The sequence below is a fragment of the Brachybacterium sp. AOP42-C2-15 genome (assembly GCF_052377065.1).
Lineage (GTDB): Bacteria > Actinomycetota > Actinomycetes > Actinomycetales > Dermabacteraceae > Brachybacterium.
In genome coordinates this window covers 1-11,543 of the sequence record NZ_JBQSWK010000062.1, presented here as the reverse complement: position 1 = coordinate 11,543, position 11,543 = coordinate 1, and the positions used below count along the sequence as shown (strand labels likewise).

The following is an 11,543-nucleotide window of genomic DNA, read 5'->3' as shown; positions in this document are numbered from 1 at the left end:
GGTAATCGGGGCTCCCCGAAGTTCCCGCACACAAGGTGACCCAAGTTTCAATAACGGTTTATGGACCACTCGGTCGCCTCTGTGACCAGCGTGTTCACAGTCCTGCGCGAAGAGGCGAGGGGAAACGACCAGAATGGTGTGGCTGTACCCTTCTCTTCCCCTCGTAGATAGGACATTCGACAATGGGCCTCATCGGACTCATCATCTCCTGGATCATCATCGGCGCGCTCATCGGTCTCATCGCTCGGGCCCTCATGCCCGGCAAGCAGTCCATGGGACTCGGGACGACCATCGTCCTCGGCGTCATCGGCGCGATCGTCGGCGGTTTCATCGGCGGTCTCCTCGGTGGCTCGGGCATCAGCGGCATCATGGAGAACCCGTGGAGCCTCTGGACGATCCTGCTCGCCGTCATCGGCGCCCTGATCGTCATGTTCATCTACAGCCTCGCGACGAAGAACCGCGCCTGAGCTTCTGATTGACTGATTGACGCGTGCGCCTAAGGGCGCCGCACCCTCGACGGCGCCGTCCCGGATCTTCCGGGGCGGCGCCGTTGTCATGCCCCGGCCTGCACGCTCTCGTGCGCACTATCCCGCTCCCGCCTGCTCTCCCCGCCCCGCCCCGGCCGGCTCCCGTCTGGTCCTGCCCGGCTGTGCCCTGGTGCTTTCCTGCGCAATGAGCCAGTCTGGAGTCATGACCAATACAGCGCCCCTGATCACCGCGGATCTGGCCCGGGCTGCGCGGGCCCTCGCCCAGGTCTCCCTCCTCGACGTCTCCGAGCAGTCGGGCCTGGAGGTCGAGCACCTGCGTGGCCTGGAGCGCGGGCTCCGCGTCCTCACACCGGAGCAGGAGCAGCGGCTCCACGTCGCGCTCGAGGAGTTCGGCATCGAACTGCTGCCGGCGGATGAGCACGCCGGCTTCGGCCATGGCGTGCGTCAGAAGTTCAATCCGCGCACCGTGAAGCGGCTGGAGAACTGGGAGAACGAGGGCGGGCCTCCGGCGGAGGACGACATCTGAGCACGAAGCGCAGAGCCCCCGGTGCGCGGAGCCGCCAGCGCTCGGAGCTCGCGGTGCTCGAAGCCCCGGGCGCTCAGAGCGGGACGTCGGCCGTGCGCCGCCCTGCGTCCTCGACGGTGCGGCGCCCTGAGGACCAGCGGGCGGTGTCCGCCGCGAGCTCGTCGAAGTTCTCGGGCGCGACCAGCACCGTCAGCAGCGCGCTGCGGGCGGAGTACTGCGTCGGCACGACCGCAGCGCCACGGGCGGCGGCCCAGAGGCGCACCGAGTTCTCGGCGATGCCGACCTCCGCCGGGGGCACCTCGATCTGCGCGATCACCAGCTCGGTGCGGCGCAGCAGGGTCGCCGCCGTGACCGCCAGCTCGACCCCGGCGGTGTAGGCGCGCACCAGCCCTCCCGCACCGAGCTTCACCCCGCCGAAGTAGCGGATCACGATCGCGAAGGTGTCCACCAGGCGCGCATGCAGCAGGGACTGCAGCATCGGCATCCCCGCGGTCCCGGACGGTTCGCCATCGTCGTTCGAGCGGTGCATCTCCGCCCGCTCCGCGGTCTCGCCCAGCACCAGCGCGGTGCAGTGATGGCGGGCATCGGGGTGCTGCGTCCGGGCCGCGCGCAGCAGAACATCGGCCTGCTCGACCTCCTGGACACGATGCAGCCGGGTGAGGAACCGGGAGCGCTTCTCGACCAGCTCGGTCTCGACATCGGCGGCGAGGACGAAGGGATCGGGCATGAAGGCGAGTCTAGGCCGCAGGGGAGCGGCCTTGCGGGCGGGCGGTAGGCGGACGGTAGCCTGGCCCCGTCGCCCTCGAGAACGTCAGGAGCTCCCCGTGACCCAGCCTCCCTCTGAGCAGCCATCGTCCCGCCCGCTGTCCCCCCAGCACGGCATCCCCGCGCAGGGCGGCATGCCCTCCCCGGGCGAGCCCGGGCGCCAGAGCACCGGCCCCCAGGGCGGCTACTCCGCGCCCGACGGCGGCTATGCAGGATCCGGCGCCGGCTACTCCGCGCCCCAGGGCGGCCCCGGCGCACCCGTGAAGAAGCCGTCCAAGGCGCCGAAGGTCCTGATCATCCTCGGCTCCGTGATCCTCGCCCTCAGCGTGATCATCGGCGTGATCCTGGCGGTGGTAGGCATCGGCGGCGCCATCGGTGACATCAGCGAGCTCGAGGAGTTCGACAGCGGCAGCGGCACAGTCATCGCCGAGGCCGACGAGACGTTCCAGATCTACGTCGAGGAGGGCACACCGACCCCGACCTGCATGGTGGACGGTCCTGCAGTCGGTGCAGGCACCTCGCAGAGCAGCAGCTTCCAGGACGGCGAGACGAGCTGGGTGTCCGTCGACTCCTTCACTGCGGAAGAGGGCGGCGAATACACCATCGACTGCGGCGGCACCCCTGTCGCGGTCGGCCCGCCGGCTTCTGTTGGAGGGATCCTGGCCGGAGTCGGCGGGATCTTCCTGGGCATCGGCGGCGGGGCACTCGGCTTCCTGCTGCTGGCGATCGGTGTGATCCTGCTGATCGTGCGTCGGCGCACGGCGTGAGCATCGAGGATCCCGCGGTCCTCCCGTTCCCCCTCGCCGCGGGGGAGTCCCTCGTGCGCAGCGGGAGTGCGAACATGCAGCGCGGCGCCGAGACGGCGGGCGGGAAGCTGTTCCTGACCACCGCGCGCCTGGTGTTCATCGCTCACTCGTTCAATGTGCGCAGCGGCCCCTCAGAGCTGCCGCTCTCACTGGTCGCCGAGGTCGGCACCGCCTGGACGAAGCTGCTCGGGGTGCTTCCGCTGCTGCCGAACTCGATCGCCATCGCCCTGCGGGACGGCACGGTGCGCAGCTTCGTGGTCACCGGCCGGGCCGCCTGGATCGCCGCGATCACCCATGCCCGCGGGGGCGGAGCACCCGCCCGCTGAATCCGCCGCTGGACACGACGCAGGACATGACGGAGCCCGGCAGGACATCGGTCCTGCCGGGCTCCGTCATGCGGGGCGCTGAGGCTCAGCGCTCAACCGTTGCCGTGCTCAGGCGTCCTCGGTGATCAGCGGGTACACGCCGTTCTCGTCGTGGACCTCGCGGCCGGTGACCGGCGGGTTGAACACGCACACGCAGCGGATCTCCTTGCGGACGCGCACCTTGTGCTTGTCGTGGTCGTTGAGCAGGTAGAGGGTGCCCGGTGCGAGCTGGTGCACCTCACCGGTGGCCAGGTCCTCGATCTCGCCCTCACCGTGGGTGATGAAGACGGCCTCGATGTGGTTGGCGTACCAGAAGTAGCTCTCGGTGCCCTCGTACAGCGTGGTCTCGTGGACGGAGAAGCCCACGCCCTCCTTGGCCAGGATGATGCGCTTGGAGCGCCAGGTGTCGGACTTGATGTCGGCGTCGGTGCCTTCGACCTCGGCGAGCGAGCGAACGAGCATGGGGGTGTCCTTCCGGTGGATGGTCCAGGTCAGGGGTTCTGCGCAGGCGTTCGGTGCCCGGCGCAGACCGTCGGCCCGCCCTCTGGTGCAGGCGGGCCGACGGAAGAGCGGTCTCAGACGGCGAGCGCCTCGTCGACGGCGGCCTCGATGATGTCCAGGCCGCGGGCGAGCAGCTCATCGGGGATGGTGAGCGCGGGCAGCAGCTTGACGACCTCGTCGGAGGGGCCGGAGGTTTCCACCAGCAGGCCCTCCTCGAAGGCGCGGGCGGCGATCTTCCCGGCGATTTCGCCATCGGGCATCTGCAGACCGCGGGCGAGGCCGCGGCCCTTGACGATCAGCTCGTGCTGGAGGTGCTTGGCGGCGATGCGGTTGAAGCGGCTCTCCACGTAGGCGCCCTTGGCGATGGTGGACTTCTCGAGCTCGTCATCGCTCCAGAACAGGTCGATCGCCTTGGTGGCGGTCGCGAAGGCGGGGCCGAAGCCGCGGAAGGTGCCGTTGTGCTCGCCGGGCTCCCAGATGTCGAGCTCGGGCTTGATCAGCGTGAGCGCGAGCGGGTGGCCGTAGCCGCTGATGGACTTCGAGAGGGTCACCATGTCCGGCTCGATCCCGGCCTCCTCGAAGCTGAAGAACCCTCCGGTGCGGCCACAGCCCATCTGGATATCGTCCACGATCATCAGGATGTCGTGCTTCTTGCACAGCGCGGAGAGGCCGCGCAGCCAGTCCGCGCGGGCGGCGTTGATGCCGCCCTCGCCCTGGACGGTCTCGACGATCACGGCGGCGGGCTTGTTCAGGCCGCTGCCGTCGTCGGAGAGCAGGCTCTCGAGGTACATGAAGTCCGGAACGACCTGGCCGAAGTAGTCGTCGAAGGGCATCGGGGTGGCGTGCACCAGGGGGATCCCGGCGCCGCCGCGCTTCATCGAGTTGCCGGTGACGGACAGGGCGCCGAGGGTCATGCCGTGGAAGGCGTTGGTGAAGCTGATGACGGACTCGCGCCCGGTGACCTTGCGGGCCAGCTTCAGCGCGGCTTCGACGGCGTTGGTGCCGCCGGGGCCGGGGAAGGCGACCTTGTAGTCCAGGCCGCGGGGCCTCAGGATCTTCGCGTCGAAGGTCTGCAGGAACTCGCGGCGGACGTCGGTGAACATGTCCAGGCCATGCACGACCCGGTCCTCGAGGTAGTGGTCGATGACGACCTTCTTGAGCTCGGGGTGGTTGTGCCCGTAGTTCATGGTGCCGGCGCCGGCGAAGAAGTCGATGTACTCGCGGCCGTCCTCACTGGTGAGCACGGAGCCCTTGGCGTGGGTGAACACGGTGGGCCAGCCGCGCGAGTAGCTGCGGACGCCGGACTCGAGCTCGGTCGGGTCGACGGTGGGGGCGCTGACCTCGTCGGTCAGCTCGGGCTTCGCGGTGGTCTCGGTCGGTGCAGTCATGGTCATGACATCTCCCTGGGTGGTGGTTCGTTGGTCTGTGGATGGCGCGAGGGCGTACGGAAGCGCCCGCGCCGACGGGTGGTTCGGAGGAGCCCGGGTTCAGGTCCCGGCGTGCAGTCCGCTGATCACATGCAGCAGCTCGGCGCCGTGGCCGGGGTCCGGGAAGTGCGCCTCCTCGAAGAGGGGCTCGATCGTGTGCTCGGCGCCATGGCGCTCGGCGAAGGAGGCGAACAGCCGCTGGGACGCGGCGTTGTCCGCCGTGATGGTGGTCTCCAGCGTGGCGACCTGCGGGAGGTCCGCCAGCAGGGCGTCGAGCAGGCGGGCGGCGAGGCGCTGCCCGCGCTGGGACTCGTCCACGGCGATCTGCCAGATGAACAGGGTCTGCGGCGCTGAAGGTCGCAGGTAGCCGAGCACGAACCCGACAGCTTCTCCCTCACGCACCGCCAGGCGGGTGGTCGCCGCGAAGTCGCGGGCCATCAGCAGGTAGGCGTAGGAGGTGTTCAGGTCGAGCGTGCCGCTGTCGCGGGCGATCCGCCACATGGCGGCGCCCTCCTCCATGGTGGGAGGGCGGAATTCCAGGTCGGAGCCTGGTCCGGTCGTCTTCTCGGAGGTGGACGGGTGGTCTGCGCTGTGCGTCATCAACGGGCCCATATCGCCGTCAACGGTATCGAGAGCGGTGACGCTTGTGCAGTCCCCCGGGGGGTTGCGGGGGGCCATCCTCGGAGTGTCGTGACGCAACTGTGACTGTCCGGCGTCCGGGAATCAGATTGTCGGACAACTGTGGACTATTCATGGCGACCTGGGGCGATGCCGTCTTTGAGCAGGCGATTCGCGTGCCCGGCGTACAGCGGCTGTGGTGTGCGTCACGTGACCGCGATGCGGGACACAGCTTCGCGTGCCTGTACACGCGCGGGTACAACGCTGTCTCGCCGGGTGATCCAGCAGGGAGCGGGTCCGGTCCCTGCGTGAGCCGCCTCGATACTCTCGTGCCCATGAACCCCCTCGAAACACTGAACGAGTTCCTCGGAAATGCTGAGGGCTGGCTCTGGACCTGGGCAGGGATGCCCGTGGTCGTGGTGCTCGGTCTCTACTTCACGATCCGCACCGGTGCGGTGCAGCTGCGGATGATCCCGGCGATGCTCGGCGCCATCACCCAGAAGGCGCAGCGCGAGCCGGTGGGCAGCGGGCGTAAGCGCACCGAGCGCACCAAGTCCCTCAGCGCCTTCCAGGCCTTCTCGGTCTCCGCCGCCGCCCGCGTGGGCACCGGGAACATCTCCGGCGTGGCCGGGGCGATCTTCTTGGGCGGGCCGGGCGCGCTGCTGTGGATGTGGATCATGTGCGTCGTCGGCGGTGCGGCGAGCTTCATCGAGTCCACCCTCGCGCAGCTGTGGAAGACCCGCTCTGCGGACACCTACAAGGGCGGCCCCGCGTTCTACATCCACCGCGGGCTGGGCAGTCGCGGCTTCGGTGCGTTCTTCGCGATCCTGTTCATCTTCTGCTTCGCCTTCGCCTTCACCTCGCTGCAGGCCAACACCATCGTCGATGCCGTCTCCGGCGCCGTCGCGCTCTACACCGATCCTGAGGGCCTGTCCTGGCTCCCGATCGTGCTGGGCGTGGTGCTCGCGCTGCTCACCGCCGGGATCATCTTCGGCGGCATGCGCCGGGTGGCTTCGGTCGCGCAGAGAATGGTGCCGATCATGGCTCTGATCTACCTGATCATCGGCATCATCATCGTCGGCATGAACCTCGGCGAGCTGCCCCGGGTGCTGGGCCAGATCGTCACCGAGGCATTCAACCCGCAGGCCGTCATCGGCGGCGGCATCGGTGCCGCCATCGTCAACGGCGTCCAGCGCGGCATGCTCTCCAACGAGGCCGGCATGGGCTCGGTCCCCAACGTCGCCGCCACCGCCTCGGTGAGCCACCCGGTCAAGCAGGGCCTGGTGCAGACCCTCGGCGTCTACTTCGACACCCTGCTGATCTGCTCGATCACCGGGTTCATCGTGCTGGTCTCCTTCCCCGACGTCTCCGTCGGCGGAGAGGGCCTGATGATGGTGCAGGAGTCCTTGGCCTCCAACCTCGGCTCCTGGGCCGCGGTGCTGCTCGCCGTGATCATGTTCCTGCTCGCCTTCACCTCGGTGCTGGGGAACTTCTCCTACGGCGAGGCGAATATGCACTTCCTGACCGCCAAGCGCGGCTGGCATGTTGCCTTCGGCGTCGCCGTGGTGGCGCTGGTGTTCCTCGGCTCCGTGATTGCGGTGGACCTCGCCTGGACCATCGCCGGGGTGTCCATGGTGTTCATCGCCCTCATCAACCTGGTGGTGATCGCGATCCTCACGCCCACGGCGGTCACGCTGCTGAAGCACTACAACGCTCAGCGCGCGCAGGGCCTGGACCCCATCTTCCTGGCCTCCGACCTGCCGGAGATCAAGAACGTCGAGGTCTGGGAGGATGTGGACGTCAGCGACTACGTGCGGGAGCGGGAGCCGGCCAGCGCTCGCTGAGCCGCCCGGGGGTGCGCTGCGCCGGTGGTGCGCCGTCCGACGCCGGGGAGGTGGGCCACTCCCGCCTCCCCGGCGTCCTCGGCACCGCTCGCGCGCCGCTAAGATGATCTGGCCCGCTCGGCGGGCACGGGCCTGTAGCTCAGTGGTAGAGCATCGGACTTTTAATCCGCGGGTCGAGGGTTCGATCCCCTCCGGGCCCACTGCTGGTCAGGGCGAGAAAGTTTCCCTTAGGGGAAGGGCTCCGAACCGGCGTTGACAGCAGCTTTGACAGCAACGCGGCTGTGCGGGCGGAGCTCGAAGTGGTACGGGACCTGTTGAGGTGGCGAACTTTGAGCTCGCACGCTGAGCACTCAGGAGGCCATGACCACCATCAGCGCTTCCGCCTGGAGAGCATCTCTCCTGTAGCCGATGCCCAGAGAGCGGCGCTCGTGCGTCACGCGGAGAATCTCGTGAAGGATGCAAGCGGTCCGCACGCAGGTGGCCAACCAGGTCGTATTGCTGGTGACGCGGAACGAGGCGCCGATGTCGTCCCTCGTGCCTTCGATCTCCTCGCGGTCCGTTAACGCAACGGTTGCCCAGGATTTGTTGTGTGCGATGCCGCTGGTGAGCTGCCAAATGGCGGTGTTAATCCCGTCAGCACCGTGCTCTTTGTCAACGGTTCGGATGATGTGACTGTAAGTCAGATGATCCTTCAATGACTTCACTACGACACCTGCCGCTTCCGCGCGAGCTTCCAGATTTGCCAGGCGCTTGTCGTTCGGGTTGATCTCAGAGAACGCGCGCCTGAAGCTGTGTGAGTTCTTTACATTTGAGTACTCCAGATGGAGGCTGCGTTGGATCATCGTAGAAGTGTTGCGCGCTCCGAGGCCGTATAGTCCTTGCGCGACAGCCTCAAGGGACCCTCGGACGAGGGTAAACGGCGCATAGGTGTGCTGCGCTTCCCCCTTCGTGAAAAGTGTCATCAGCGTGTGCAGATGGTCGTGCGAAGCGGAGAGGGATCTCTTGGTGGCAGCTGACAGCTCATAGGGTCGAAGTGCTGAATCCACGCGCTTGAGGCGAGTGCTCTCGACGGCATCTATGTCGAGGGGGTCGTGCTCATCCAGATTGGCGATGTATCGCATGCAGGTGCTCAAGACGCTGTACGCGGCTTCCTCGTCCGGGATCTCCAGGAGCGTCGCCGCGTGCCGGCCCGCTGCCGTCATAGGCACGTATTTCTCAAACTCGTCGTCCATAGCTCAATGATTCCCTACGCGAAGCGGTCTTAAGCAAGAGGCTCAAGTGCTGCGGATGCGGCGGAGGATCTCTTCCTCGCTCACCGGCCTCCGCCAGGCGTCCCATCCCACATGGATCTGTCGGGGGAGATCACCGTTCATCGCCGCGTGCGAGTGCGTGTGCCCGTGGAGGAGCCAATCGCCGGAAGACTCCAGCTGCCATGCGCTGAAACGGCGGTCTTCTGGGCGGTCGGTTCTGTAGGGGAAGTGGGAGAGCATCACCGGGATCCGGCCTGAGCTGCCTCCCGGAATCGTGACCCGCGCGGCCGTGCAGACGTACTCGATCCCGTTGCGCAGCAGCTCTTGCTGAGCGGCGATGGCCCGTTCGCGGAAGTGGGGGTGTGCCCGGTCGTGGTTTCCCAGGACGAGGCGGATGCGCCCGTTGAGGCGTCGGAGGGTGTCTGCGATCTCGGCGGTGTGCTTGAGGGTGAGATCGCCGAGGTGCCAGACAACGTCATCAGCGCTCACCACGCTGTTCCATGAGGCGACGATGTCTTCGTCGTGAGCGTGGACGTGCTCGAGGGTGACGTCGTCTCGGGAGCCGGCGCCGGGGGCATGCCCGCGTTGAAGAGCCATGAGGCGGTGGCCGAAGTGGGTATCGGCGGTGAAGAACGTTCGGGTGCTATCAGTGCCCATCGCGACCGTTCCTCATCTTGGCACGTTCCTTGTCCGGGCAGCCGTCCCAGCGGTCGCTGAAGTCCTTGGCGATGACGAGGGCGACGGGGAGCTCGTAGCTGGCGTCAACGGTCACGTTGACTCGAAGCGCCGCCGTTTCGAGAGCCATTCGGAAGTAGTGGCAGACCGTCCGCAGGCCCCAAAGCTCCTTCAGGATGGCGGCGACGTCGCTGTGTCTGAGGTGCTGTGGCACCGGTACCGCGACGACGTCTTCGGCGATTGCCATCAGCAGCTCGACGGTGAGCGGGCGATGGCCGCAGTCGGACCACTCGAGGCCCTCGGACTCCTGCTCCCAGATGTTGGCGACGCTCACGTGCTCCGGAGAGGGGTCGTCATCGACCAGCGGGAGGCGGCGCCACGCGTCGTCGGCGAGGGGAGGGACGCGGGCAGGATCGAGGCCGAGGTCGGCGCTGGTCCGCTTATCGGCATCGGGCTGGAGGCGTCGTGCACGGAGCACCTTTGCTCCGAAGCCCTGGTTCCAGATCGGTCGACACTGACCGATGCGTTCGTACACGTCCTCGGGCTCGAGGCGGACGCGGTCGTAGTGCTCGTCGCCGAAGAGGACGATGCGCCCTGCGATCGGCTCCCGGTGCCACAGCCCGGTGTTGGCCACGTACGCGTACTCCGAGACTCCGTCGTCGGCGACGATAATGCCGTTCTCATCGGGGTGACTGTCGTGGAAGGCGCGGTAGAAATCGACCATCGTCAGGCGTCGCCGAGCAGTAGCGCCCAGGATTCTGCGTACTTCTCCGCGAGACGGCTCCTGGTCGTCCCGTCGAGCAGCGCGGCGCGCTCCGGATCGGTGTTGTCGATGAGGTCTGCGGTCTTCACGACTCGAGCCACTGCATGGGCGCGGATGGCCGCGAAGTAGTCGGTTCGTGCGACGTCGGGCTTCTTCGTCAGCCGGTCCACCGCTTCGAGGACGAGCTGAGGGAATCCCTGCTCGCTCAGACCCTCGAGGGTCACGTCGGTGTCCTCGACGACGTCATGGAGCCAGGCTGCCGCGATGCATTCGGTGCGGAGATCGGCCGGAGCGATGAGCGCTGCGCGCTCCGCGACGCGACGGGGATGGTCGATGTAGTCCAGGCCAGACTTGTCGGTCTGCCCGGCATGGGCTCGGTGCGCGATGGCTTCGGCTCGTTCGATGGGATCCAAGGGGAACCTCCTAAGGTTCTATGTGCGGGGGATGGGGTCGACGCGCCAGGGGGTGTTCCACTCGGGCGTGCCGTCGGACCGTTCATTGTGAAGCTGAGCATCGACGACGAGGGAGTGCTCGTCCGTGCCGGTGCCAGCGTTGAACTTGGTGATGGACGCGGCGCGGAAGATGAATGACCCTCGCGTGTGGATGCCCCGACGGGCGAGGCGGATGAACTCCCGAGCTTCGTCGATCCTCAGAAAGAAGACCCCCTGCGATGCGCCGTTCAGGGAGCGCCATGCTGCGATGAAGCCCACCTCGATCTGGCAGTCGTCAGTGTGGCGCCGCCTCGGCATCCGGTCGACGTACAGGATCGGCCCCGGAAGCGCGGTGGTGGCATAGGACGGAATCCGGGAACTATGCGGAGTTGCACGGTCCTCACGCTCCGGGTTGCTGCCCAAGAACGAGTGCTCGGACAGGTCGCTCACGGCGATGGCCCCGAGGACCCGGAGAGACGGAACGAGCGGGTGTCGCATGATGCTTCTCCTCGTCGGATCGGTGTGTGGAAACCTAGGCGGATACGTTCGTAAATGCAAGATGACCTGCGGATTCGTAGTTTCGTACTTACCGAACCTCGGAGTCTCGTAGATTCGTATTCTCGGCACCGAAGAGCGCGTCCATGCGCTTCGCGGACTCGTCCTGGAGGGCCGGGATCACGTGCGAGTAGGTGTTCATCGTGACCGCGATGGCGGAGTGCCCCAGCAGCTCCATGACGACGCGAGGAGCGACGCCTTCCGCGAGCAGCAGCGAGGCGCAGGTGTGGCGAAGGTCGTGAAGTTTGACCCGACGGAGCTTGGCCTTCTTCAGCAGCGCCTCGAACGCACGGTTCACGTTGCGGGGCTCGATCGGGGTGCCGGCCTGGGAGGTGAACACGAGCGTCGTCGGGTCGACGGGCAGCCCGAGCGAAGCAATCTTCTCTCGCTCGGAGGTGCGGTGCCGAGTAAGTGCGTCGATGCAGAAGCCGGGGATCACGACACGACGCCGGGAGGTGTCCGTCTTGGGACTCTTCAGCCGCAGCTCACCCCGCGAGCGTTGGAGGGACTGGGCGACACGGAGGTAACC

Annotated in this window: 15 protein-coding genes and 1 tRNA gene; 6 read left to right on the top strand and 10 right to left on the bottom strand. The window is 67.1% G+C overall.

From position 1 onward, the window contains the following. Positions 1-182 precede the first annotated feature (182 nt). Positions 183-467, top strand: a complete 285-nt coding sequence (locus ACT3SQ_RS18365; RefSeq protein ID WP_441443086.1) for a GlsB/YeaQ/YmgE family stress response membrane protein — start codon at positions 183-185, stop codon at positions 465-467. A gap of 223 nt (positions 468-690) precedes the next feature. Then, positions 691-1,014, top strand: a complete 324-nt coding sequence (locus ACT3SQ_RS18360; RefSeq protein WP_442331856.1) for a hypothetical protein — start codon at positions 691-693, stop codon at positions 1,012-1,014. Positions 1,015-1,087: 73 nt separating this feature from the next. On the opposite strand, the gene ACT3SQ_RS18355 is transcribed toward ACT3SQ_RS18360, so the two are convergent. Then, positions 1,088-1,741 carry an IMPACT family protein gene (locus ACT3SQ_RS18355; protein WP_441443084.1) on the bottom strand — a complete coding sequence of 218 codons (654 nt, stop codon included), beginning with the start codon at positions 1,739-1,741 and terminating at the stop codon, positions 1,088-1,090. Positions 1,742-1,838: 97 nt separating this feature from the next. On the opposite strand from ACT3SQ_RS18355, the gene ACT3SQ_RS18350 reads away from it, so the two are divergent. Together ACT3SQ_RS18350 and ACT3SQ_RS18345 are read left to right on the top strand one after the other, a co-directional pair. Then, on the top strand, positions 1,839-2,546 hold the full coding sequence (locus tag ACT3SQ_RS18350) for a hypothetical protein (RefSeq protein WP_441443083.1): 708 nt from the start codon (positions 1,839-1,841) through the stop codon (positions 2,544-2,546). Beyond that, positions 2,543-2,911: a GRAM domain-containing protein gene (locus ACT3SQ_RS18345; protein ID WP_441443082.1), complete on the top strand. Its 369-nt coding sequence runs from the start codon at positions 2,543-2,545 to the stop codon at positions 2,909-2,911. The genes ACT3SQ_RS18350 and ACT3SQ_RS18345 overlap by 4 nt, the downstream gene beginning before the upstream one ends. Before the next feature lie 108 nt (positions 2,912-3,019). On the opposite strand, the gene ACT3SQ_RS18340 is transcribed toward ACT3SQ_RS18345, so the two are convergent. From ACT3SQ_RS18340 to ectA, 3 genes are all read right to left on the bottom strand, one after another. Next, positions 3,020-3,412 carry an ectoine synthase gene (locus ACT3SQ_RS18340; RefSeq protein ID WP_345076709.1) on the bottom strand — a complete coding sequence of 131 codons (393 nt, stop codon included), beginning with the start codon at positions 3,410-3,412 and terminating at the stop codon, positions 3,020-3,022. Positions 3,413-3,525: 113 nt separating this feature from the next. Then, positions 3,526-4,845 carry a diaminobutyrate--2-oxoglutarate transaminase gene (ectB, locus tag ACT3SQ_RS18335; RefSeq protein WP_442331857.1) on the bottom strand — a complete coding sequence of 440 codons (1,320 nt, stop codon included), beginning with the start codon at positions 4,843-4,845 and terminating at the stop codon, positions 3,526-3,528. 93 nt (positions 4,846-4,938) lie between these two features. Then, positions 4,939-5,556 (bottom strand): diaminobutyrate acetyltransferase, encoded by a 618-nt coding sequence (ectA, locus tag ACT3SQ_RS18330; protein ID WP_442331858.1) that lies wholly within the window; start codon positions 5,554-5,556, stop codon positions 4,939-4,941. Positions 5,557-5,831: 275 nt separating this feature from the next. Between ectA and ACT3SQ_RS18325 the strand changes: the two genes are divergently transcribed. Next, positions 5,832-7,340 (top strand): alanine/glycine:cation symporter family protein, encoded by a 1,509-nt coding sequence (locus tag ACT3SQ_RS18325; protein WP_441443079.1) that lies wholly within the window; start codon positions 5,832-5,834, stop codon positions 7,338-7,340. Positions 7,341-7,468: 128 nt separating this feature from the next. Then, positions 7,469-7,540, top strand: a tRNA-Lys gene (locus ACT3SQ_RS18320). Between the two features lie 150 nt (positions 7,541-7,690). Here the strand turns inward: ACT3SQ_RS18320 and ACT3SQ_RS18315 are convergent. From ACT3SQ_RS18315 to ACT3SQ_RS18290, 6 genes are all read right to left on the bottom strand, one after another. Then, positions 7,691-8,572 (bottom strand): hypothetical protein, encoded by an 882-nt coding sequence (locus tag ACT3SQ_RS18315; RefSeq protein ID WP_444601550.1) that lies wholly within the window; start codon positions 8,570-8,572, stop codon positions 7,691-7,693. 42 nt (positions 8,573-8,614) lie between these two features. Further along, a complete protein-coding gene (locus ACT3SQ_RS18310; protein WP_444601549.1) occupies positions 8,615-9,247 on the bottom strand; it encodes a metallophosphoesterase family protein in 633 nt (210 codons plus the stop codon). Continuing rightward, the gene (locus ACT3SQ_RS18305; RefSeq protein ID WP_444601548.1) at positions 9,237-9,989 is read right to left on the bottom strand and encodes a hypothetical protein; all 753 of its coding nucleotides are present in this window, start codon (positions 9,987-9,989) and stop codon (positions 9,237-9,239) included. The genes ACT3SQ_RS18310 and ACT3SQ_RS18305 overlap by 11 nt, the downstream gene beginning before the upstream one ends. 2 nt (positions 9,990-9,991) lie before the next feature. Next, complete coding sequence (locus tag ACT3SQ_RS18300; RefSeq protein ID WP_444601547.1) at positions 9,992-10,441, bottom strand: HD domain-containing protein; 450 nt, start codon at positions 10,439-10,441, stop codon at positions 9,992-9,994. Positions 10,442-10,459: 18 nt separating this feature from the next. After that, on the bottom strand, positions 10,460-10,957 hold the full coding sequence (locus ACT3SQ_RS18295) for a hypothetical protein (RefSeq protein WP_444601546.1): 498 nt from the start codon (positions 10,955-10,957) through the stop codon (positions 10,460-10,462). Between the two features lie 88 nt (positions 10,958-11,045). Further along, positions 11,046-11,543: site-specific integrase (locus ACT3SQ_RS18290; protein WP_444601545.1), on the bottom strand; the 498-nt coding region annotated here is incomplete at its 5' end.

Excerpts from the sequence above, each read along its gene's own strand:
- ACT3SQ_RS18295 (WP_444601546.1), bottom strand. The coding sequence starts at position 10,957 with ATGCGACACCCGCTCGTTCCGTCTCTCCGGGTCCTCGGGGCCATCGCC.
- ACT3SQ_RS18340 (WP_345076709.1), bottom strand. The coding sequence starts at position 3,412 with ATGCTCGTTCGCTCGCTCGCCGAGGTCGAAGGCACCGACGCCGACATC.
- ectB (WP_442331857.1), bottom strand. The coding sequence starts at position 4,845 with ATGACCATGACTGCACCGACCGAGACCACCGCGAAGCCCGAGCTGACC.
- ACT3SQ_RS18325 (WP_441443079.1), top strand. The coding sequence starts at position 5,832 with ATGAACCCCCTCGAAACACTGAACGAGTTCCTCGGAAATGCTGAGGGC.
- ACT3SQ_RS18365 (WP_441443086.1), top strand. The coding sequence starts at position 183 with ATGGGCCTCATCGGACTCATCATCTCCTGGATCATCATCGGCGCGCTC.
- ACT3SQ_RS18310 (WP_444601549.1), bottom strand. The coding sequence starts at position 9,247 with ATGGGCACTGATAGCACCCGAACGTTCTTCACCGCCGATACCCACTTC.
- ACT3SQ_RS18360 (WP_442331856.1), top strand. The coding sequence starts at position 691 with ATGACCAATACAGCGCCCCTGATCACCGCGGATCTGGCCCGGGCTGCG.
- ectA (WP_442331858.1), bottom strand. The coding sequence starts at position 5,556 with ATGGCCCCCCGCAACCCCCCGGGGGACTGCACAAGCGTCACCGCTCTC.
- ACT3SQ_RS18305 (WP_444601548.1), bottom strand. The coding sequence starts at position 9,989 with ATGGTCGATTTCTACCGCGCCTTCCACGACAGTCACCCCGATGAGAAC.
- ACT3SQ_RS18315 (WP_444601550.1), bottom strand. The coding sequence starts at position 8,572 with ATGGACGACGAGTTTGAGAAATACGTGCCTATGACGGCAGCGGGCCGG.
- ACT3SQ_RS18355 (WP_441443084.1), bottom strand. The coding sequence starts at position 1,741 with ATGCCCGATCCCTTCGTCCTCGCCGCCGATGTCGAGACCGAGCTGGTC.